This window comes from Flavobacterium sp. TC780, assembly GCF_056783245.1.
In genome coordinates this window covers 13,765-36,388 of the sequence record NZ_JBXBAV010000159.1, presented here as the reverse complement: position 1 = coordinate 36,388, position 22,624 = coordinate 13,765, and the positions used below count along the sequence as shown (strand labels likewise).

The 22,624-nt window shown below is 35.6% G+C and carries 24 protein-coding genes, 1 tRNA gene and 2 pseudogenes; 18 read left to right on the top strand and 9 right to left on the bottom strand.

The window, feature by feature from the left end:
- Positions 1 to 53 precede the first annotated feature (53 nt).
- The 5 genes from AC1RYN_RS17470 to AC1RYN_RS17450 all read right to left on the bottom strand — a co-directional run bounded on the left by AC1RYN_RS17470 (position 54) and on the right by AC1RYN_RS17450 (position 1,935).
- Positions 54 to 185 carry a sugar-binding domain-containing protein gene (locus AC1RYN_RS17470; RefSeq protein WP_481807956.1) on the bottom strand — a complete coding sequence of 44 codons (132 nt, stop codon included), beginning with the start codon at positions 183 to 185 and terminating at the stop codon, positions 54 to 56.
- Complete coding sequence (locus AC1RYN_RS17465; RefSeq protein ID WP_481807955.1) at positions 179 to 412, bottom strand: hypothetical protein; 234 nt, start codon at positions 410 to 412, stop codon at positions 179 to 181. The genes AC1RYN_RS17470 and AC1RYN_RS17465 overlap by 7 nt, the downstream gene beginning before the upstream one ends.
- Positions 399 to 935 (bottom strand): sugar-binding domain-containing protein, encoded by a 537-nt coding sequence (locus AC1RYN_RS17460; protein WP_481807954.1) that lies wholly within the window; start codon positions 933 to 935, stop codon positions 399 to 401. Before AC1RYN_RS17460 ends, AC1RYN_RS17465 begins: the two co-directional genes overlap by 14 nt.
- Positions 936 to 1,144: 209 nt before the next feature.
- Entirely contained in the window at positions 1,145 to 1,399 is a 255-nt protein-coding gene (locus AC1RYN_RS17455) for a hypothetical protein (RefSeq protein ID WP_481807953.1), read from the bottom strand.
- Positions 1,400 to 1,401: 2 nt separating this feature from the next.
- Complete coding sequence (locus tag AC1RYN_RS17450; protein ID WP_481807952.1) at positions 1,402 to 1,935, bottom strand: MFS transporter; 534 nt, start codon at positions 1,933 to 1,935, stop codon at positions 1,402 to 1,404.
- Between the two features lie 871 nt (positions 1,936 to 2,806).
- On the opposite strand from AC1RYN_RS17450, the gene AC1RYN_RS17445 reads away from it, so the two are divergent.
- Both AC1RYN_RS17445 and recA read left to right on the top strand, forming a co-directional pair.
- The gene (locus AC1RYN_RS17445; RefSeq protein WP_481807951.1) at positions 2,807 to 3,172 is read left to right on the top strand and encodes a nicotinamide-nucleotide amidohydrolase family protein; all 366 of its coding nucleotides are present in this window, start codon (positions 2,807 to 2,809) and stop codon (positions 3,170 to 3,172) included.
- A gap of 110 nt (positions 3,173 to 3,282) precedes the next feature.
- A pseudogene (gene recA / locus AC1RYN_RS17440) lies at positions 3,283 to 4,318 on the top strand (recombinase RecA).
- Between the two features lie 630 nt (positions 4,319 to 4,948).
- On the opposite strand, the gene AC1RYN_RS17435 reads toward recA, so the two are convergent.
- Positions 4,949 to 5,827 carry a hypothetical protein gene (locus tag AC1RYN_RS17435; RefSeq protein WP_481807950.1) on the bottom strand — a complete coding sequence of 293 codons (879 nt, stop codon included), beginning with the start codon at positions 5,825 to 5,827 and terminating at the stop codon, positions 4,949 to 4,951.
- Between the two features lie 471 nt (positions 5,828 to 6,298).
- Between AC1RYN_RS17435 and metG the strand changes: the two are divergent.
- The 12 genes and pseudogenes from metG (at position 6,299) to AC1RYN_RS17375 (ending at position 16,731) form a co-directional block, all read left to right on the top strand.
- Positions 6,299 to 8,356, top strand: a pseudogene (gene metG / locus AC1RYN_RS17430) (methionine--tRNA ligase).
- A 259-nt stretch (positions 8,357 to 8,615) separates the two neighbouring features.
- Positions 8,616 to 8,891, top strand: coding sequence for a hypothetical protein (locus AC1RYN_RS17425; RefSeq protein ID WP_481807949.1), 276 nt, complete (start codon positions 8,616 to 8,618; stop codon positions 8,889 to 8,891).
- A 161-nt stretch (positions 8,892 to 9,052) separates the two neighbouring features.
- Positions 9,053 to 9,622 carry an NfeD family protein gene (locus AC1RYN_RS17420; RefSeq protein WP_481807948.1) on the top strand — a complete coding sequence of 190 codons (570 nt, stop codon included), beginning with the start codon at positions 9,053 to 9,055 and terminating at the stop codon, positions 9,620 to 9,622.
- A gap of 11 nt (positions 9,623 to 9,633) precedes the next feature.
- Positions 9,634 to 11,151, top strand: a complete 1,518-nt coding sequence (locus tag AC1RYN_RS17415) for a flotillin family protein (RefSeq protein ID WP_481807947.1) — start codon at positions 9,634 to 9,636, stop codon at positions 11,149 to 11,151.
- Positions 11,152 to 11,273: 122 nt separating this feature from the next.
- Positions 11,274 to 12,185 (top strand): DMT family transporter, encoded by a 912-nt coding sequence (locus AC1RYN_RS17410; protein ID WP_481807946.1) that lies wholly within the window; start codon positions 11,274 to 11,276, stop codon positions 12,183 to 12,185.
- A gap of 103 nt (positions 12,186 to 12,288) precedes the next feature.
- Positions 12,289 to 12,996, top strand: a complete 708-nt coding sequence (locus AC1RYN_RS17405; RefSeq protein ID WP_129540452.1) for an HAD family hydrolase — start codon at positions 12,289 to 12,291, stop codon at positions 12,994 to 12,996.
- A complete protein-coding gene (locus tag AC1RYN_RS17400) occupies positions 12,997 to 13,626 on the top strand; it encodes a CatA-like O-acetyltransferase (RefSeq protein ID WP_481807945.1) in 630 nt (209 codons plus the stop codon). It abuts the gene before it with no gap.
- Positions 13,627 to 13,822: 196 nt separating this feature from the next.
- Entirely contained in the window at positions 13,823 to 14,251 is a 429-nt protein-coding gene (locus tag AC1RYN_RS17395) for a hypothetical protein (RefSeq protein ID WP_481807944.1), read from the top strand.
- 229 nt (positions 14,252 to 14,480) lie between these two features.
- Complete coding sequence (locus tag AC1RYN_RS17390; RefSeq protein WP_481807943.1) at positions 14,481 to 15,263, top strand: hypothetical protein; 783 nt, start codon at positions 14,481 to 14,483, stop codon at positions 15,261 to 15,263.
- A gap of 92 nt (positions 15,264 to 15,355) precedes the next feature.
- Positions 15,356 to 15,874: a ferritin gene (locus AC1RYN_RS17385; protein WP_481807942.1), complete on the top strand. Its 519-nt coding sequence runs from the start codon at positions 15,356 to 15,358 to the stop codon at positions 15,872 to 15,874.
- 65 nt (positions 15,875 to 15,939) lie between these two features.
- The gene (locus AC1RYN_RS17380; RefSeq protein WP_230728349.1) at positions 15,940 to 16,131 is read left to right on the top strand and encodes a hypothetical protein; all 192 of its coding nucleotides are present in this window, start codon (positions 15,940 to 15,942) and stop codon (positions 16,129 to 16,131) included.
- Between the two features lie 102 nt (positions 16,132 to 16,233).
- On the top strand, positions 16,234 to 16,731 hold the full coding sequence (locus tag AC1RYN_RS17375) for a hypothetical protein (protein WP_481807941.1): 498 nt from the start codon (positions 16,234 to 16,236) through the stop codon (positions 16,729 to 16,731).
- A gap of 82 nt (positions 16,732 to 16,813) precedes the next feature.
- Here the strand turns inward: AC1RYN_RS17375 and AC1RYN_RS17370 are convergent, their stop codons facing one another.
- From AC1RYN_RS17370 to AC1RYN_RS17360, 3 genes are all read right to left on the bottom strand, one after another.
- Positions 16,814 to 17,587 (bottom strand): hypothetical protein, encoded by a 774-nt coding sequence (locus tag AC1RYN_RS17370; RefSeq protein ID WP_481807940.1) that lies wholly within the window; start codon positions 17,585 to 17,587, stop codon positions 16,814 to 16,816.
- A 133-nt stretch (positions 17,588 to 17,720) separates the two neighbouring features.
- Positions 17,721 to 18,149, bottom strand: coding sequence for an SRPBCC family protein (locus AC1RYN_RS17365; RefSeq protein ID WP_481807939.1), 429 nt, complete (start codon positions 18,147 to 18,149; stop codon positions 17,721 to 17,723).
- Between the two features lie 241 nt (positions 18,150 to 18,390).
- Positions 18,391 to 18,470: transfer RNA gene (locus AC1RYN_RS17360), tRNA-Leu, on the bottom strand.
- A gap of 239 nt (positions 18,471 to 18,709) precedes the next feature.
- Between AC1RYN_RS17360 and AC1RYN_RS17355 the strand changes: the two genes are divergently transcribed.
- The 4 genes from AC1RYN_RS17355 (at position 18,710) to AC1RYN_RS17340 (ending at position 22,155) form a co-directional block, all read left to right on the top strand.
- On the top strand, positions 18,710 to 19,651 hold the full coding sequence (locus AC1RYN_RS17355; protein ID WP_481807938.1) for a ribose-phosphate pyrophosphokinase: 942 nt from the start codon (positions 18,710 to 18,712) through the stop codon (positions 19,649 to 19,651).
- A gap of 116 nt (positions 19,652 to 19,767) precedes the next feature.
- Positions 19,768 to 20,382, top strand: a complete 615-nt coding sequence (locus AC1RYN_RS17350) for a 50S ribosomal protein L25/general stress protein Ctc (protein WP_481807937.1) — start codon at positions 19,768 to 19,770, stop codon at positions 20,380 to 20,382.
- Between the two features lie 384 nt (positions 20,383 to 20,766).
- On the top strand, positions 20,767 to 21,405 hold the full coding sequence (gene pth / locus AC1RYN_RS17345) for an aminoacyl-tRNA hydrolase (RefSeq protein WP_481807936.1): 639 nt from the start codon (positions 20,767 to 20,769) through the stop codon (positions 21,403 to 21,405).
- A 141-nt stretch (positions 21,406 to 21,546) separates the two neighbouring features.
- Entirely contained in the window at positions 21,547 to 22,155 is a 609-nt protein-coding gene (locus tag AC1RYN_RS17340; protein WP_481807935.1) for a superoxide dismutase, read from the top strand.
- The last annotated feature ends 469 nt before the right edge of the window (positions 22,156 to 22,624 follow it).

Below are 22,624 nucleotides of genomic sequence, written 5' to 3'. Positions count from 1 at the left end.
TATCAAATGCCGCACCAGGGGAGGGTGAGCTGTGCAAGTCATCATGGCGGCGACTAGCTAAGCTCCGCCGCTCTAAAAGGTTTCGGCGAAGTTAACCTATCGGTAATCAATACATCAATATAGTTACCCGTCAGTGCGCCACGAATGGCGGCACTTTTCTCTACCCCTCCGGCCAGCGCTACCACTCGGGGCAGGCGCGCAGTTGTGGTAGCGACATACCAATCACCGGATTCTGATCACTGAGTACCGCATTGCCAGCAGCATCAAAATAATGCAGAATATAAATCACCCACCGCCCCTGTTTTGCCAGCAACTGGAGCATTTCTCCGTGATAATAGTTACCGGAGTTCCTCAATAGTTGTGATGGCTCCAGATCGCCAATTCCCACTAATGCCAGATTAACTTCTGGCAAATTTATTTACCACATCAGCAACTTCACCACTGGATATCAGGCGTGCGCGATCTTCAGTGGGAACGCTCAATGCTTCAGCGGGCAGCAAGTAAGCTGGCAATTTAAAAATAGTGGCTAATGCTTGAGTTAACAGCGTGGCTTGCACATTACCATTGGGGCCAACTCCACCCAGTAATTGGATAACTCCGCTGGTTTTGATATTGAGCGGGTGAAGGTTATCAGCCATCGCCCGGATAGCGTCATCACATGACGAGATCCCCACCATATCGTTTGGGCGAATACTGGTTTGCATATAGTGGGCAGCAGCAGAACCAATAGCTTGCTTTATCTGGGCTGGGTTGGCGTCATCAGCAATATCCACCACAATGGCCTGATCGATTCCATAGTGTTTTTGAATCCGTGATTCGATACCAATAAACATATTGGCAGGTTGAATCACGCTGATTTTTACTACCCCTTCTTTAACGCAACGGGTTATCGCTCGGGAGACAAAATACTCAAGATAAATGCAGGCTGTCAGCAATTTCAGATTGCTTCATACCTTCGGTGTAATACAGCGTGGCGATTTTCACCAGCAACCGTTGTTCATCTTGTCTCACATGGTCTGGCCCGCTAAATACCTGATGCTGGTATTTTTATTCAAAGCTGAGTAATAACAAGCCGAACCGAATTTTAACGTTAGGGAGCTTGTTCAAGCAAACAGATCCCCCTTTACCTCCGAGTTACGGGGTATTAGGTGTGCCGGTTGATGGCGATTCCTCTGTTTTCTCTGCTTCTTCTGTCGATCAGGCGGCGCATAACATCCTGGATTATTTGTTCGTCAAAGCTAGGGTTTAGCGCTGGCGACAGCGGGGGGATGATGATACTGTCCGGTATTGCCATATGTGGCACCGGCGCATCGTTAACAAATTCGTCCTGATCGGGTTTTACTGTTTCGCTTAGTGTTATCAGGCCCACACCGCACAGTGCGAAAAATGCATACAACATTGCTACCGAGGGGCTGAATCAGGGCACCTACAGCGAGCGGCCCGATACTGGCACCAACGCCAAATGACATCAGGTAAACATGCCGCCAGCGACACTCGCCGCTCTGGTGCAATCAGGTCATTAGCCAGAGCGACCACCAATGGGTAGAGGGTGAATTGCAACATGCTGACGACAAACCCCAGACCCAGTAAGAAATGGAACGAGATATGGGGCACCAAAGCCAGCGGCAGTGCAGTTAATGCCAGTAATAATGCGTTAATACGGATTAATAGCGTGCGGTTATAGCGATCGGACAACCAACTAAGAGGAAACTGGGCGACTACGCAGAGATACAATGCCATAAACAGCGCCTCCTGCGTTGATAGCGATTGCAGGCTGGCATAGACCGGTGCCAGCCCATAGAAGGAGCCGACAATCATGCCAATTACCAACGTTGATGCCAGTATTTTGGGAATTGAACTGATAAAGAATTTCAGCTCCATGGGGGCTGGGGACATTTGTTGGGCATTACTGCGCGTTGTCAGGGCTACAGGCACCAAGCAAAGGGCAAAAATAGCGCAATAATCATCAGGGTGCTCAAACCCAACTCAGGTTGCAGTATTAACACCACTCAACCCAACGCCATACCGGCATAGGTTGCAGCCATATACACCAAACACGATACCGCGTTGATTAGAGGCGGCCGTGTCATCCATGCTTTCCAGCACCATAAACTGGCACATCATACAGAGGCCAATAATCAAGCGCAGAACTACCCATGCGGGGATGTATTCAGTAAGTCCATACGGCTTAACACTGCCGCGGTGATAATACCGGCACAGGCGCGTAATAGCCAATATGGCCTACACGGGCTATCAAACGCTTGCCACCGATCACCAGACCAATATCAATAATTGCCCCAAATTAATGCGCCTGAGACATGGATGGCGGTCAACCTTAGCGAAATATAGGTCGTCAATAAGCCCTAACCCAGCAACATCAAAACGGTTGCACTATAAAGTGGGAAGAAGGCGTTAAGCGTTTTTTTCACTATCTCGTCCTTAGTTTCATCATCCCGGATAAATATCCGATACCACTGATGCAACTCGCCGCATCCTACGTTGCCGAAAAATTCGAATAGCCCCTTTGATACTAACATTTGAGCCTGCGAGGTAAAGCTTTGTACGGGAAAGCGCTTTTTTTCATTCCTCCTTGCGAGACGTTTTCAATAACCGACAGTGGTTGCCGTTACGGGCTAAAGAAGTGCTACTATCGGCGGCGGGAGATTTTATTAGTATAAATAATGAGCGAGAAACAATTACGCCAGCTCAGTATTGCAATCGGCGATAAGTTAAAGGCCCGTGGTGCCTGGGTGACCTGTGCTGAGTCTGGTACGGGGTGGCCTGGCGGGCGAAGCATTAACGGATATTGCGGCAAGTTCAGCGTACTTTGACCCGCGGTTTCGTGACATACAGTAATGCGGCCAAACACGATTTGCTGGCCGTGAGCGAAACCACGTTGGCAAATTATGGTGCGGTGAGTGAAGCAGTGGTGCGGGAGATGGCGCTCGGTGCATTGAGAGAAGCGAATGCTGACTTCGCGGTGTCTATTAGTGGCATTGCTGGGCCTGATGGCGGCAGTGCGGATAAACCGGTTGGTACGGTATGGTTTGCTTTCGCTGCACGTGAAGGGCAGATTTTAGCATGCAAACAGATTTTCCCCGGTGATTGTGATGCAGTAAGGCTGCAAGTGGCTGTTTTCGTACTACAAACACGTATCGATGATTTTCTGTAGAGGCTTGATACTGTATGATTGTACAGTATAATTAGCGGGAATATTCTGCACAAAACAACATTCAGTGGTAATGGTAGGGGTAACCCCGGCATACCAGAGAGGGAGTAAAAATGGCTATCTATGAGAATAAACAAAAGGCGTTAGCAGCAGCACTGGGCCAAATTGAAAAACAATTCGGTAAAGGCTCTATCATGCGCCTTGGCGACAGACCGCTCAATGGATGTTGAAACCATCTACTGGTTCTCTTTCTCTTGATATCGCATTGGGAGCCGGTGGCTTACCAATGGGGCGTATTGTTGAGATTTATGGCCCTGAATCATCAGGTAAAACAACGCTGACGTTGCAGGTTATTGCCTCCGCACAGCGTGAAGGTAAACCTGCATTTATCGATGCCGAGCATGCTCTTGACCCAATTTATGCCAAAAAATTAGGTGTAGATATTGATAATCTGCTGTGTTCTCAGCCAGATACCTGGTGAGCAAGCATTGGAAATTTGTGATGCCTTGACTCGTTCTGGCGCGGTTGACGTTATCATCGTTGACTCCGTTGCCTGCATCGACACCTAAAGCCGAGATTGAAGGCGAAATCGGCGACTCTCACATGGGCCTTGCGGCACGTATGATGAGCCAGGCTATGCGTAAGCTAGCCGGTAACTTGAAGAATGCTAATACCTTACTGATCTTTATTAACCAGATCCGTATGAAGATCGGCGTTATGTTTGGTAACCCTGAAACTACCACCGGTGGTAACGCACTTAAATTTTACGCGTCTGTACGTTTGGATATCCGTCGTATTGGTGCAGTAAAAGATGGCGATGTGGTTGTTGGTAGCGAAGTCTCGCGTCAAAGTGGTGAAAAACAAAATTGCAGCGCCATTTAACAAAGCTGATTTCAGATTCTGTACGGTGAAGGCATTAACATTAACGGCGAGCTCGTTGATTTAGGTGTTAAACACAAACTGATTGAGAAAGCCGGTGCATGGTATAGCTACAACGGTGACAAGATTGGTCAAGGTAAAGCGAATGCCAGCAACTATTTAAAAGAAAACCCAGCGGTTGCGGCAGAGTTGGATAAAAAACTGCGTGAAATGCTACTTAACGGTGGGAATGGCGAACAACCTGTAGCAACAGCAGCATTTGCCGACTAAACTGATGAACGTAGAGTTTTAATTAATAAGGTTAAGCAGCGCATTAGTATTAGCAGATTAAGTAGTTAACAAGCGGCCCATCAATTGGGTCGCTTGAGCCAATAGCGATTTGTATTCAGCCCTCCACTCCTGCTCATCCCCAAAGTAATCAGAATCCGTACCCACCTGTAACACCGAAAATAGGAAGCGTATTACCTACAGCAATTGAAGCTGCTAACATCGCTATAACCTCAAGTGAAAGCCGCTAACACGCAGTAACGTCAAGTGAGAAGGGTAATACCCAAAGTAATTGGGGTTACAGCAAGGCAGCCAACGAATGAGTCCCGATGAGCTGACCCTTGTCAGTGATTCGGGAGTGAAAGCCGCTAACACAGCAGTAACCTCAAGTGAGAAGGGTAATACCCAAAGTAATTGAGGTTACAGCAAGGCAGCCAACGAATGAGTCCCGATGAGCTGACCCATTGTCAATGATTCGGGGAGTGAAAGCCGCTAACACAGCAGTAACCTCAAGTGAGAAGGGTAATACCCAAAGTAATTGAGGTTACAGCAAGGCAGCCAACGAATGAGTCCCGATGAGCTGACCCTTGTCAGTGATTCGGGTGAGTGAAAGCCGCTAACACAGCAGTAACCTCAAGTGAGAAGGGTAATACCCAAAGTAATTGAGGTTAGGTGCTGTGTAACAGGGAACCGTACCGTTGTTAACCTTAGCAATACGTAATCTGAACCAGTAACAGGCACAACAACAACACACACACACACAAACATTTGATTTGCTTGCTCATCATGCAAATAATCTATTTCGTATTGACTCATGTTTTTAACTGTCTTCTCAACGCGGTCTTTTAGATCTTCTAACATTGAAATCATAGAACCTATTTGTGGTGAAGCTCCTTCTATATTACCTATTTTCCCTTTTTCCTTTGCTTTTATACCACTACCTTCTAGCAACACTCCATAATTACCATCTGTACTTTCTTTGGTTGATGTGATTTTATATTCTTTGACTTTAATCATTTGATTGTTTGAAACTCCTAAATTCCATTTTGGGATTTCATTATTTTTAATAGGTGTTTCAAAACTTGAATTCAATAACTTAACTGACTCTAATACTCCTTTATCATTTTCTATAAATAATTCGAACTTATCAAAATAAAACTTTCCGTTATACAGACACAATCCTCCAAAGCTTATTGATTTTGTATTTGAGTCTATTGTACCTTCTATTGTATACGATTTCCATTCTTTTTCTTTTATAGGCCTATCGCTCATATTATCAAAAAAACCTCCTTCTTCATTTTTAGTATCTGTTCTAGCCCATATTCCTGCCCAAGCCAATGGCTCATCGGTTTCTACTTTTGCAGAACCTACAACTTTAAACTTTTTTTTAGTGGCTGTTTTAACATCTAATGTTTGATTAAAAGCAGTCCAATCGCTCGAAATAATCTTTTGCGTTTGAGCGTGAGCCATTACTTGGCTTAGAAATAGCAATACTATTATTGATTTTTTCATCGTGTGGTTTTTAGTACTTATAAGGTAAATGTAGTACTATTTTTTATAGTCTAATAAATCTTTTTTTACCTAATAAACAGAGATGTAAAAGTAAAACAAGAAACGTTTCATTCTTATTAGTCTTGTTTTCTCCTAACTGTATAATCACTTACGGAGATTGCACCAACTTGCTACTGTTTGTACCTTTCTAGCTAAGACCACAAGGATAAAATTGTAATTTATGACCTTTACAACTTTGGGATCTTGTCTTTATAAATTACTCGCTTTAGATCCTTTTTTAGCCCAGATAGAAACGGTATCCTTTGCTTGCCTTCTTTAGGCAAGTAAAGATAAAGTGGATAGCTGGAAATTGCTCCTAATAAAAACAGTAAAACTCTCAATTCTATTGCTTATTTTTGCACAGAATTTATCATGTTATAACTTGAAGTCGGCTTATTTTACGGCTTTATCAGAAAAATAAAAATCAATTTTATGTTACAAAATCCTAAGAGATATACCATTACTGCTGCTTTACCTTATACTAACGGACCTATTCATATTGGCCATTTGGCGGGCGTTTATGTGCCTGCTGATATTTATTCTCGCTTTTTACGTATGCAGGGAAAGATGTGGCTTTTATATGTGGAAGTGATGAACATGGTGTGGCAATCTCGATGAAGGCTAAAAAAGAAGGGGTTTCTCCTCAGGAAATTATTGATAAATATGACGGAATCATCCTGAAATCTTTTGAAGATTTTGGGATTTCTTTTAATAATTACTCTAGAACTTCGGCTAAGATTCATCACGATACGGCTTCAGAATTCTTTAGAACGCTATACGATAAAGGCGATTTTATCGAGGAAGTAACGGAACAATTATATGATGCCAAAGCGAATCAGTTTCTTGCGGATCGTTTTGTAGTTGGTACTTGTCCTAAATGTGGTAATGAGGAGGCTTATGGTGACCAATGTGAAAAATGTGGTTCGACGCTGAATGCAACTGATTTGATTAATCCGAAATCGACTATTACTGGTGAAACTCCGATATTAAAATCAACTAAACACTGGTTCTTGCCTCTAGATAGATATACTGAGTTCTTAACTGAATGGATTTTGGTTGGACATAAAAATGACTGGAAACCTAATGTTTACGGTCAGGTTAAATCTTGGGTTGACGGTGGTCTTGAACCTCGTGCTGTAACTCGTGACCTTGATTGGGGAATTGATGTTCCTGTGGAAGGTGCTGAAGGAAAAAAATTATATGTTTGGTTTGATGCTCCTATTGGTTACATCTCATCGACTAAAGAATGGGCTGCTCGTGAGGGTAAAGATTGGGAGCCATACTGGAAGAATGAAGATACGAAACTGGTTCATTTTATTGGAAAAGACAATATTGTTTTTCACTGTATCATTTTCCCTGCAATGCTTAAAGCCGAAGGTAGTTATATTTTACCTGACAATGTTCCTGCCAATGAATTCTTGAATTTGGAAGGTAATAAACTTTCGACTTCTAAAAACTGGGCAGTTTGGCTGCATGAGTATTTAGAAGATTTCCCTGAGAAACAAGATGTTTTGCGTTATGCTCTTACAGCTAATGCTCCTGAAACTAAAGATAATGATTTTACCTGGAAAGATTTTCAGGCTAGAAACAACAACGAATTGGTTGCCGTTTTTGGTAACTTTATTAATCGTGTTGTGGTTTTCGACCAATAAATATTACGACGGAATTATTCCTTCACCTAATGAATTAACTGAGATTGATGAAGCTACTTTGACGGAATTAAAAGCTTATCCTGCTGTTATTTCTAGTTCTGTGGAGCGTTACAGATTTCGTGAAGCTTTGGGCGAGTTGATGAATGTTGCTCGTTTGGGTAATAAATACCTTGCTGATGAAGAGCCTTGGAAAGTAATGAAAGATAATCCTGAGCGTGTAAAAACTCAAATGTATGTTGCTTTACAAATTGCTGCAGCATTGAGCGTTTTATCTGAACCTTTCTTGCCGTTTACTGCTACTAAATTATCACGAATATTAAAGAATGATGGCAAACTGAAATGGAATGACGTTTCTGAGAATTCAGAATTAATTCCTACTGGTCACCAAATTGGTGAAGCCGAATTGCTTTTTGCTAAAATTGAAAACGAAGAAATACAAAAACAAATAGATAAATTGGAAGCTACAAAAACTGCTAATCTTGCCGAAAGTAAACAACCTGAGCCTCAAAAGGAGTTAATTCAGTTTGAAGATTTTGCTAAAATGGACATTCGTGTTGGAACTATCCTTGAAGCTGAGAAAATGCCAAAAGCTAATAAACTTTTAGTTCTTAAGGTAGATACTGGAATTGACGTTCGTACGATTGTTTCGGGAATTGCTTAAAGCTTTACTCCTGAAGAAATTATTGGTAAACGTGTTTCGGTTTTAGCAAACCTAGCTCCTAGAGCCTTACGTGGTGTTGAAAGTCAAGGAATGATCTTGATGACTACAAATGCTGAAGGAAAGTTGGTTTTTATTAATCCTGATGCTGATGCTCCAAACGGAGAAACTGTAAACTAAGGTTTTTTTGTGAAAGGTGAAATGTTAGATGCGAAACATAAAAACATAAGATAATTCTTCTTTTTATTGTTTTATAAAATTCTAATATGTATGTTTGTTTCGACAAAATACCTTAAGGAGCAATCCTGAAACTTTATTTAAAGATTAATATAAGCGATTCCCTCGCCATGATGTTCCTATGGAAACTACGGAAAATCTATCCTTATGGGTATTTTGTCACATCTAAAGCGAGGGTTTCGTGCGTTTAATATTTTCGATTATGACAAAAGAAAATCAAAACACATCACATGAAGATGTAATGCCATCTGTTGCAAACTTCCTTTCTGAGCTTTGGCTTGAAGGATATTTTAGTGACCAACCTGAGTATTTAACCGAGATCTTTGAGACTATTCTTGAAACTGAAATTGGTGACAACATCGACTTAAGAACTAAAATGATTGGTTGTATAAAAACCAGTCGAATGTTAGCAAAAGCACTTGAGCCTTTTTCGGATAGACAAATTCAAGAAGCCTGTAATACAGTTATTGGTACTTAAGTTCAATAATACAAAACGCATGAAATTCTTTATTGATTCATGCGTTTTGATTTTAAAAACACAGGCCTACAATTTCTTATTCTATATAATTTTATTGAAATTAATTTTTTTCATAAAAAGTAAGATATTAGCACCTAAATCCATTCTAAAAAACCTGATTTATGGAGCTCTTAGATAGTTTACCTACCCTGCTTAAATCTTTTTGGTATATCGCTATCCCAACAAGTATCATTTTTATTATTCAAACCATAATTACCTTTTCTGGCCTAGATTTGGGCGATGGTATTGATACTGATTTTCATGGAGATGTGCACGGAGACGGTTCCGACTTTCAACTTTTTTCTTTAAGAAATCTTATCAATTTTTTATTAGGTTTTAGTTGGACAGGAATTTCTTTTTATACGCTACTTGGTGACAATCCTATATTACTTATCATCACTTCATTTATCGTTGGAATTTTGTTTGTTGTTGTATTTTTTCTTGTTATCCGACAAGTACAAAAATTAGCAGAAGACAATTCTTTTAAAATTACTAATACATTAAATAAAACTGCCGAAGTTTATTTGACTATTCCTGAAAATAAAAAAGGAAAAGGTAAAATTATGATTAGTGTAAACGGTGCCTTTCATGAATTGGAAGCTATGACCGAGAATGAAAAAATTCAGTCAGGAGCAGTAGTTAAAGTAATAAAAATAGAAAACAATAATATTTTAATAGTAGAATCCATTTAACATAATTAAGCATGAACCCAATTATTTTAATTGCAGTTGCAGCAATCGTTTTATTCGCAACAATTTCGGCATTAATATCAAGGTACAAACGTTGTCCGTCTGATAAAATTTTGGTCATTTATGGGCGAACTGGTGGTACATCTGCAAAATGTGTTCACGGAGGTGGTGCTTTTATTTGGCCTGTAATTCAAGATTATTCTTTTTTAGATTTGAAACCTCTTTCTATCGAGGCTAATTTAACAAATGCCCTGAGTAGACAAAATATTAGAGTTGATGTTCCGTGTAGATTTACTATTGCCATCTCTACAGAATCTGACAGTATGAATACCGCTGCTGAAAGACTTTTAGGATTATCATCTGAGCAAATTCAAGAACTTGCAAAAGACATTCTTTTTGGTCAATTACGTTTAGTTATCGCAACGATGACAATTGAAGAAATCAATTCTGACCGTGATAAATTTCTTGACAATATCTCAAAAAATGTTGATAGTGAATTAAAAAAAATTGGTTTAAAATTAATCAACGTTAACGTTACCGATATTAAAGATGAATCTGGTTATATCGAAGCTTTAGGAAAAGAAGCTGCTGCAAAAGCAATTAACGAAGCTAAAATTAGTGTTGCTGAACAAGAAAAAATTGGAGAAACTGGTAAGGCTCTTGCTGACAGAGAAAAAGACACTCAAATTGCTGAAACCCACAGAGACCGAGATGTTAAGATTGCCATTACGCAAAAAGACCGAGAAATTAGTATTGCAACTGCATCTAAAGATGAAACTATCGGAAAGGCTGAAGCTGCTAGAGATACTAGAGTAAAAACTTCTGAAGCTAATGCAATTGCTATTCAAGGTGAGAATGAGGCGAAAATTGCAATCGCAAATTCTGAAGCGTTACGTAGAGAAAAAGAAGCCGAATCATTACGTGTTGCTATAACTGCTGAAAAAGTACAACAAGCCAAAGCATTAGAAGAATCTTATGTTGCTGAGCAAAAAGCCGAGTTAGCCCGATCTGAAAGAGAGCGTTCTACTCAAATTGCAAACATTGTAATTCCTGCAGAAATAGCCAAACAAAGAGCTATTATTGAAGCACAAGCTGCTGCAGAAACTATAAGAGAAAACGCTAAAGGAGAAGCCGATGCTATTTTTGCAAAAATGGAAGCTGAAGCGAAAGGTCTTTTTGAAATACTAACCAAACAAGCTGAAGGGTATAAAGAAGTTGTTGCCGCTGCTGGTGGTGATCCAAGCAAAGCGTTCCAATTGCTTTTATTAGAAAAACTTCCTGAATTAGTTAGAACTCAAGTAGAAGCTGTTAAGAATATCAAAATTGATAAAATTACAGTTTGGGATTCTGGTAACGGACAAGGCGAAAATGGAAACTCATCAACTGCAAACTTTGTTTCAGGAATGATGAAAACCGTTCCTCCATTAAATGATTTATTTAATATGGCTGGTCTTAATTTACCAAATTACTTAAAAGGTGAAGACTCTCCAGAAGTTCCTCCAACAATTGAAGTTACAGAAAAAGAAGTATAGCTATCAACTTATTATTATATTATATAAATTGCGTGAACTTTAATTCACGCAATTTTTGCTTTAAAAAAGGATTTAAAATATACTTACATGATTTATTTCAGTAAGCGCGAAATATATTAAAAATGAAAATTACAAAACCTAGATTAGCTTTAATCTGTGGAATACTCTGCATATCGATTTTCCCAATATTGGTCAAGCTCCGTTTGACTCCTGGATTAATTTCGGCTTTCTATAGAATGGCTTTTGCCATAAGCTTGTTGCTACCTTATGTACTTATTACAAAAAGCTTTAAAATTCCGAATACGAAATTCGTGATTCTGGCTGCGCTTTGCGGTGTTTTATTTGCATCGGATGTTGCCGTTTGGAATATTGCCATTCAGGAATCGAGTGCTACTCAGGCTTCTTTATTAACAAATCTTTCTCCGCTTTGGGTTGGTATTGGTTCTTATTTCTTTTTAAAAACAAAGCCTGCAACCAATTTTTGGATAGGAACTCTTGTTGCGCTCTTTGGAATGATTACATTAGTTGGATTCTCGTTTTTTATTAATCTAAGTTTTGACAAAGCTTTTCTTCTTGCGGTATTATCTGGAATCTTATACTCTATTTATTTATTGGTAAGTAAAAATGTTCTTTCAGAGGTTGATGTTTTATCCTTTATGACAATTGCCCTATTGGCTTCAAGCATTTATTTAGGCATTCTTTGTTACGCTTTAGATGAGCCTTTTATGGGATTCTCTAATACTGGTTGGTTTGTATTGGGTGCTTCAGGCTGTAATATGCCAATTGTGTGCTTGGCTTTGCTTAGTTATGCCACACAACATATGCGAGCTACGAGAGTTTCCCTAAGTTTATTAAGTCAGGCTGTGCTTACGTCTATTCTTGCATGGTTATTTCTGGATGAAAAGATTACGATACAAATGCTTATTGGAGGTGCCATTTTATTATTCGGGATCAGGATTACGTTTTATGATAAAACTATCTCGTTGAAAAAATTAAGATTGGGAAATAGTACGCGGATTAAACAGATTCGCTAAAGCATAAAAAAATCTCACGCAGATTCAACAAATCTTGCAGATCTTTTTCTAAATCATTTCCTGGTAAAAACTTTAAACAAAAAAACTTTAAACAAAAATTTAAATGTTACATAAAGACAAAATATCAAAACTAAAAGTAATCGCATTTGATGCCGATGATACTTTATTTGTAAACGAACCTTATTTTCAAGAAACGGAACAAAAATTTTGTGTCTTGATGGAAGATTATCTTTCGCATCAAGGATTATCACAAGAATTATTTAAGACCGAAATTCAGAATCTATCTTTATATGGTTACGGAATTAAAGGGTACATTCTTTCGATGATTGAAGCTGCCATGCTGATTTCGAATAATACAATTTCGGTTGAAGCTATTGGTAAAATCATTGAATATGGAAAAGAATTACTCGAAAAACCAATCGATTTACTTGATGGTGTTGAAGAAACCTTACAAGCGCTTCATGGCAAATACAAACTTGTTGTTGCTACAAAAGGTGACTTAAAAGACCAACACAGCAAATTACACCGTTCTGGTTTGGGACACTATTTTCACCATATCGAGGTAATGTCGGACAAACAAGAAATTGATTATGAAAAACTATTAAAACGTTTGGATATCAATGCCGATGAATTCCTAATGATTGGAAATTCATTAAAGTCAGATGTCTTACCTGTTTTAGGAATCGGAGGATATGCTGTACATATTCCATTTCATACTACTTGGGAACATGAAAAAATTAATCACAAAGTAGAACACGAGAACTTCTTCGCTTTTGAAAAAATAACTGAAGTTGTAAACAAATTAATATAAATGAAAACCTTTTTGGATTTGGAGAATTGGAACAGAAAAGAACACTTTCTGTTTTTCAAACAAATGAATGAACCTTTTTTTGGTGTAACTGTTGAAGTTGATTGTACGAATGCTTATGAAAATGCTAAGAAATTAAATTCTTCTTTTTTTATTTATTACTTACACAAAACATTAGTTGCCATAAATACGATTGAACCTTTTAGATATCGAATTGAAAACGATCAAGTATATGTAAATAAATCTGTTAATGCTTCGGCAACAATTGGTCGTGAAGATGGTACTTTTGGTTTTTCTTTAATTGAATACAATTCAGATTTTAAAATATTCGAACAAATTGCATTAACAGAAATCAAACGTATTCAAAACACAACGGGGCTTTTTACCCGAACTTTTGATGAAGATAATGTTATCCATTTCTCGGCAATCCCTTGGATTAATTTTACTTCCCTGTCACATGCCAGAAGTTATAGTTATCCTGATAGTTGTCCGAAAGTTTCTTTTGGCAAAATGATGATTTCTGAAACTGGAAAAAGAACCATGACAATGTCTGTCCATGTTCATCATGGTTTAATGGATGCAATGCATGTAGGTCAATTTGTTGATTGTTTTCAAGAATTAATGAATAGCTAAAATCATATTTCAATATTTAGAATACTGCATTTACAGCTTTAATCATAATAAAAAATCAAGTCCTTAAAGAATAATTTCTTTAAGGCTTTTTTTATATCTTTAATCCAGATCCTAAAGCCATAACATTGGTAACTCTTTATTTTTTATTAATAAAATAAACCAATAAATTTGGAATGATTATTATCGATAAAAACACATGAAAAAACTATTACTTTTCTTTCTTCTATTCTATAAATCAGTACTGCTAAGTCAAACAGTATTGAATTCATACCCTTTAGATTTTAAAAAATTCGATGAGTCTAATATGATTCTAAATGTTGAAAATACAATAACACATGATGTTTTTGTATTTGCAACAAACGCAGAAAGCATTACTATCTTAAAATACAATAGTGCTTTATTTTTAAAAAATGAATTTACTGTTCCGCGTACCAACTTAGAGAACCACTCTATAATTGGCTACAGTTTTAGCGAAGACGGAAACCCTACTTTATATTGGGCAACCGACGATTATAAAAGTATTTTAGTTGTTAAATATTATTTAGAGGGCAAAACCTATAAGATGCTCAGTTATAACTCTCCCATTTCGAGCCAGTTTGTAATAACAACATTTCAGAAGAAATAATCTATTCTATATTGTTACCAGAGATATATCGGAACCAGAATTAATTGTTTATGTTTTTAAAAATGGAATTGTAGAGGAAAAAGCATTTGATTTTTCTGTCTATACTTTCCAAAACAGAAAAACACAACCACTGACCTTCGACCAGGTTATTATAGAAAATCCTATTGAAAAAATAGAAGTTGAAGAGTACAATCCTTTATTCAAAAGCACAAAAAAGAGCAAAATCTACATGCTTAATAATCATATTTTTTTAACATTCGATCATAATCCTAATAAAACACAGGTATTTGATATTAACCTTGAAAGTAACGATCTTACCGAAAAGAATTTCACCCAAGCAGTTATAAATAACCCTAAAAAATTAAGTAACTCGTTTTTATATAACGATAAAATTTACCAGATTAATGCTACCCAAAATGAGCTTTTATTTGATATAAAAGATTTCAATTCTGGTGAAACGCTAAAAAACTATAAAGTCATGAAAAATGACACAATCCGTTTTAAAAGTTCTCCTTTACTTGTTCAAGGAGAAAATCAAAGAACTAAGGAATTAAAAAATACTAGTAAATTTTTACAACGACTTTCTTATTTGGATGCGGGTGTATCTGTTTTTAAAAATAGCCAAAATACATTAGTTACTTTAGGAGGAATACCAAGAATTGAAAAAATGTATTATACCATTAATGATGAAGTATACACTTGGGATTATAGTCAGACCTCTTCTGAAACTGTTTTTTTTGAAAGTACATTGAACCAAGATAACGAATTTGTTAAATTTGAACAACAGCCATTTGCTCTTGATAATATTAATTATTTTTTAGATCAGAATAGAAAAGTGACATTACCTAGTATCCTAAAACTTAAAAACTTCTATATTTTAGGTTATTATGACGTTGCCACAAAACAGTATATCATGCGAAAATTCACTGATGGATTTCCCCCTGAAGAATCACTAAATCCGATTATCAACAAAGCTATTTTCTCTAAATCTTTTCCTGTAGGGAAACCTTAATTTTATTGAGAATTAATCCAAATGTCGCCTGTTTTTGGGTTTCAAAAAAGGGTTTAGATTATTTTTTCTAACTTTACAAAAAACTCACGATTATGTTATCAAAAAATATAGAAACAGCGCTTAACAAGCAAATTCGAATAGAAGCAGAATCTTCTCAAACTTATTTATCAATGGCTTGCTGGGCTGAAGCTCATGGCCTAGAAGGTATTGCTGAATTTATGTACACTCAATCTGATGAAGAGCGTGCACATATGTTAAAATTAGTTCGTTATGTTAACGAACGCGGAGGTGCAACAACAATTACTGACCTTAAAGCTCCAAAAACTAGCTACGCTACTTTTAAAGAAATGTTTGAAGAACTATACAAACATGAAATATTCGTTTCAGAATCTATTAATGAATTAGTTCATATTACTTTCTCTGAGAGAGATTACGCTACTCATAACTTCCTACAATGGTATGTTGCTGAGCAAATTGAAGAAGAAGCTACTGCTAAATCTATCTTGGATAAAATTAGTTTAATTGGTGATGACAAGGGTGGTTTGTACCTATTTGATAGAGATATTCAACAATTAACTGTAACTAGTTCTATTGCAATTAATCCAAAATAGTTAAAGTTTATTTAGAATATATAAAAATAGCTTATATTTGTCCCAGTTTTATAATTCAATACAAATTGGGAAAAGATAAAGTAAAAGATAAGGACAAGAAAAAGGATAAAAAGAAGAAGAAAAAAAAGAAAGAAATCCTTGAAAAACTTAAGCGTGCAGAAAATTGTAAATCCTCTTGTTGTGAAAAATACAAAAAGAGCGAAAGCAAGCGTTGTAGCCGTTGCCCTATGTTTGATTTAATCAAAAAAGTTGCTTAACATCATTTATATATACAAAATGCTCTCCTAATCGAGAGCATTTTTTTTATGACAAAACTAGCGTCATTAATCTTGCACACAAATATCATTAACTAATTAAACATGAGTAATATAAAGTCTAAACCTACATACATACCGTTTATAGATCGATTAGATATTTTTATAATCTTAATTTATTTGGGCTTGTTATGTCTTGCTGGAATGTTTCTAACTTTCAGTAGCTACGAAATAGTAATAAATCATGGCAAGGTGATACCCTCAATATATGTTATATTCCTTATAGGATTTAGTTTCCTACTACTTTCATTATATGCTATCATAAAAGCGTATCAAAAAGCAATTATTTTTATAAATGAAGTTCTAATAAACAACAAAACCATAAAGCTTACAGGCTTAAGATATAATACAACTTGGGAAAAAACACTAACGATTAAGAATATTGATATTAGCTTGAAAGAGCAAACAAATAGGAAACCATACATTTATTATTTAGAGCTAATTGATGAAGACGATACAAAATATAGTATTGGCACATCTTTTTACTGGACTTACGAAGAACTGTTAGCTATATTTACAGATATCAAAAGTTGTAAAAAATAAAATCAACATGCTGGCATATTAAAAAAACAGTTGTTCCCAAAATAAGAACAACTGTTTTTGATAAGGTATTAATGAATTTTAGTTAAGTGTATTCAAAACAAATTACAGCTTTCTGTTGTTGATTATCATGAAATAAATAAATCTCATCTGCAGCATCATCCTGAAAGTCATATCCTTCCATGCAAGCAATATAATCAAAGAGATCCCCATTTTTTTTTAATGGTAAATTTGAAAGATTTGATCCTGAGTATTTACAATCATCAAGAGGATAATTTTCGGTATTAACTTCAATTAATACACCATTAATTTTTTCATTAATTCTCTCATGCAAATAGTCTGAATCCTCGTCTTTGTATAAATCCTCAGCTGTAAGCTTAAGAATTCTTTCTAATTTTCTAATTCCCTCAACAGTTAAACCAGGTCTGTTAAAATCTTTATCATATAATTTTCCAAATTTTTTATAATATGACTTCTTTAATTGATACATCGCGTTATTAAAGTTAAACTGTATTTCTTCATCAGTATATTCTAGATGATAATTTTGAGGTAAAATTTCTGTTGAAACAGAAAAATATTCCCATTTTGAATCAAATTTATATTTATCATCAATTATGTCAAAGCCTAACATATCGTATTTAGTATATTCTGTATGAAATGGAACTGTATCTTCTCCAACTCTTCCATCATAGATTTCTTTAACAGATATAAAATGCAACCAATAATCCTTACCCTTTGTGATATATTTTAAATTAATAGAGCATAATGGTAAAAAATATTTCATATGATTTTCTAAATCATCATAAAAAACATCATCATATTCAGGGAAAATTTTTAGGCAATCATCAGGTATTGTCATCTTTATTTTTTTAGCAAAAATAATTATTTAAGTTAAATCTTATAATTGAAATTTATGTATTTAAAAAAAGAATAACCATTTTTATTCAGTTTGAGAAGATTAAAATCATACCGTGAATTTGAATATCTAAATACTAAAACTTCCGTTTTTGAAAAGGTGTACCTTCACCATCTTCACAATAACTTTTTAGACTTAACAAAAACATAGCCCAATTATAATTACACCACTGGTAAAATTCAGTCAGTTCGCGCCAATCAAAATGTTTAAGAACAATTGATGTTATTCCATTTTTTTCTGTTAAGTCAAATGAAATCTTAGTTCCTACCCATTCTGGGTCTGAATCTAAGCATTCCCATAATACTTTTTGGTTTTGAACCAATTCTACCACTTTCATTTTTGTGTTGTCATCATCTCCAAAGTTAAACTCATTGATAAAACCCAATTCTGGCTTAACGATCAATTCTTCTGTCCAAATAGCACTAAGACCTCCTTGTGTCGTTAATACTTTATAAACTGCTGCAATAGGTGCTTTAATATAATTAATGTGTTCGATTTTTTCCATTTTCTTGACTGATTATATTTTTCAAATACAAAGTTAAAAAGTTTTTAATCGGTCTAACAAACAGCATTTTGAAAAAACATATTCAATTAAAACTCATTAAATAACAACAGGTATAAAATAATTGCATCCTAATTTCAATGAACACATCCATTTATTGAATACATTAAAAAAAGAGAGGATACTGTTTTAGATAGAAACAATCTAAAACTAAAAAAACCTCTTCTTTCGAAGAGGTTTTAAGTACCCGGAGCCGGAGTCGAACCGGCACGGTTTCCCACAGGTGTTTGAGACCAGCGCGTCTACCAATTCCGCCATCCGGGCTTAGCAGACGAAAAAACAATCTTTTTTATAGAATAAAATTGATTATTTTAACGCAATAGAATAAGTTTTTATCGTTGTAATAAACCCTTGTTCCTTTAACACGGTGCAAATTTATAAAATAATTTTACATTTTCTAATAAAAATACTTAAAATTTTCCTTTCAGTCTTCAATAAATTTCATAAATTTGCACCTCGTTAAAACGACGCACACACAACTAACTACAAAACAACAAATTATAATGTCGCACCAAGAACCAGAAGCTAAAATTTTTGCGTGTTCAAAAAGTGTTTACCTTGCTGAAAAAATTGCAGCGCAATACGGAATACCGTTAGGTAAGGTTACAATGTCAACTTATAGTGATGGCGAATTTCAGCCATCGTATGAAGAGTCTATCAGAGGGCTACGTGTATTTATTGTTTGTTCAACTTTTCCAACAGCAGATAATTTGATGGAATTGTTACTTATGATCGATGCTGCTAAGCGTGCATCGGCCAGACATATTACAGCTGTAGTACCTTATTTTGGTTGGGCTAGACAAGATCGAAAAGACAAACCAAGAGTCCCGATTGGAGCTAAATTAGTTGCCAATCTATTAGATGCTGCAGGAGCAACAAGAATTATGACAATGGATTTGCATGCAGATCAAATTCAAGGATTCTTTGAAAAACCAGTAGATCATCTTTTTGCCTCTACAATCTTTCTGCCGTATGTAGAAAGTTTAGGTTTAGAAAATTTAACAATCGCTTCTCCAGATATGGGAGGTTCAAAAAGAGCTTATGCGTACTCTAAATTTTTAGAATCGGATGTAGTGATTTGTTACAAACAAAGAAAAGTTGCCAATGTTATCGACACCATGGAATTAATTGGTGAAGTAAAAGGTAGAAACGTAATATTGGTAGACGATATGATCAATACCGGTGGTACATTAGCAAAAGCAGCTGATTTAATGATCGAAAAAGGAGCATTAAGTGTTAGAGCTATTTGTACACATGCTATTCTTTCTGGGGATGCCTATGAGAAAATAGAGAATTCTAAATTAAGTGAATTGATCGTAACCGATTCAATTCCATTAAAAAAGGAATCAAAGAAAATCAGAGTGTTGAGTTGTGCACCTCTTTTTGCTGAAGTTATGCACATGGTGCACCACAACAATTCCATTAGTGGAAAATTCATAATGTAGAAACAATAAGCTTTAGGCTATAAGCCGTAAGCGTGTTACTCATTTTTCAAAAGCATAAAGCCTAGTGCCTAAAGCTTAAAGCAATGTATATTTATTAATAACTATATTTTTTTACAATGAAATCGATTACAATTAAAGGATCAGAAAGAGAAAGCGTGGGCAAAGTGTCAACTAAAGCCTTACGTAATGCTGGAGCGGTTCCTTGCGTGTTATACGGAGGAAATCAGGCAGTACACTTCTCAGCAGACGCTGCAGCGTTCAAAAACTTGGTTTACACTCCAAACGCACACACAGTTGTGATTGAGCTTGGAAAAGGAAAATCATTTAATGCAATTTTACAAGACATTCAAGTACACCCAGTATCTGACAAAATTTTACACATTGACTTCTTTCAATTATTTGATGACAAAGAAATCACTATGGAAGTTCCAGTAAAAATCACTGGTACATCTAAAGGTGTTCTTGCTGGAGGTGTTTTACGTTTAAACACTCGTAAATTAAAAGTTAAAGCTTTACCTAAAAATCTTCCTGATTTTGTTGAAGCTGACATCACTCCACTTGAAATGGGTAACAAATTGTACGTTACTAAAGTTGGTGCTCCAGAATACAAAATTATGCACCCAGACAACACTGTTGTTGCTCAAGTAAGAATCTCTCGTGCTGCTATGAAAGCTGCTCAAGAAGCTGCAAAAGCTGCAAAAGCTACTCCTGCAAAAGGAAAGAAAAAATAATTTTTTTCAAACAATTACAAAAAAACATCAGTTGCAAAACTGGTGTTTTTTTTTGCTCATTTTTTATAAGGTTCAACGTTACAAAGATTCTTAGGTCCCGAGTAAAACCTTATGTTTTTTTATATAAAGCATATACTCTATGTTTTCATTTTTCAAAACTCAATCAAATAATTCTACTTTTTCTCTTATTATCGGATTACTTATAGAAATTCTTCCTTTGTCAGGAAAACAAAATTTATACTTACACCTGTTTTCCAGAAAATCTAATAATATAAAAAGCCCAATCCACATAATTATCGAATTGTCAAATTATCTCGTTCTCTTATTGGTATATTTTCTATTTTCCAATTGTCCGATTGTCTAATTAAGTGTACTTTTGTATTTATGATAAAATGGATAACAAACCTGTTTTCATCAACAAAAACAGAAGAGGAATCAGAAGAGCAAACAGATTATATGAAGAAATTTTTAATCGTAGGATTAGGTAATATTGGAGCAGAATACGTTAATACTCGACATAATATAGGTTTTAAAATACTCGACTTTTTAGCACGAAAAGAAAACATATCTTTTGAAACTGTAAAACTCGGCGCACTTGCCGAATACAAATTTAAAGGAAGAACATTTTTTCTTTTGAAGCCAAATACCTATATGAACCTAAGCGGTAAAGCGGTAAAATATTGGATGGACAAAGAAAATATTCCGTTAGAAAACATCATGGTAATTACCGACGACCTTAACCTTTCATTCGGAACAATCCGTATTAAACCCAAAGGAAGCGATGGAGGTCATAATGGACTTAAAAACATTAATTTAGTTCTAAATACACAACAATATACTCGTTTTAGATTTGGAATCAGCGATGAGTTTAAAAAAGGACAACAGGTAGATTACGTGTTAGGCGAATGGGACGAAACCGAAAAAGCAAAACTTCCTGAACGTTTAGAAGTAGCTTCTGAAATCATAAAATCCTTCGGAACTGCTGGACTCGAAAATACAATGACTACTTATAATGGGAAGTGAAAATTCCTGAAAATATAAGTACTACAAAATCAAATCATCAATTAATTTAATTTGATTATAGTCAAATAGTATTTTCTATTCCAAAGTTAAATGTATAAATTTGAATTTAATTTTAATTATAAATCATAAAACAATAATATTATGGCTTTCGAATTACCACAATTACCTTATGCATATGACGCATTAGAACCACATATTGATGCTCGTACAATGGAAATCCACTACACAAAACATCATAATGCATATACAACAAATCTAAATGCAGCAATTGCAGGTACTGATTTAGAAGGAAAAACAATAGAAAACATCCTAATTAATTTAGATAAAAAAAACGCTGCAGTTCGTAACAACGGTGGTGGATATTACAATCACAATTTATTCTGGACTGTAATGTCCCCAAACGGAGGCGGATTACCTACAGGGGATCTATTAGCAGCTATTGAAGCTTCTTTTGGAACTTTTGAAGAATTCAAAGCTAAGTTTGCTAAAGCTGGTGCAACACAATTTGGTTCTGGATGGGCTTGGTTATGTGTACTTAAAGGAGGAAAATTAGATGTTTGCGGAACACCAAACCAAGACAATCCTTTAATGCCAGAAGTTGGTTGCGAAGGAACTCCTATCTTAGGAATGGATGTTTGGGAACACGCTTACTACTTAAACTACCAAAACAGAAGACCTGATTATATTGAAGCTTTTTTCAATGTAATTAACTGGACTGAAGTTTCAAGAAGATATGCTTTAGACAAGTAAGAAGAGAATAGAGTAAAGAATAAAAAGAGAAAAGACGAATAGCCTATAACGGTTATTCGTCTTTTTTTGTTTCTATATTTTTATGTCTTTATCCAGAGTCTTTTATTCTATAATCTTTATTCTATATTCTCTGTTCTATCCTCTTTTCTCAACAATCTTTCTTCTATAATCTTTGCTCTTTTCTCTACTTAATAAAAAATAAAAAAGGTGAAATTTCTTTCACCTTTTTTGCCCCAAATCTACCATAAACTTAACCTACTAATGTTATGGTTCTTCAAATGTATGTTGACATTGTAGCTATACCAAATATTTCTGTTGAACTACAAAAAAAAACGTTTATTAGTCTTATTTTCTATCCGAAAGTCTTTTTTTAAGCTTTTTTCCTTGACTTTATTCCAATAAAAAAGGTGGAATTACTTCCACCCTTTTTGCCCCAAATCTACCATAAACTTAACCTACTAATGTTATG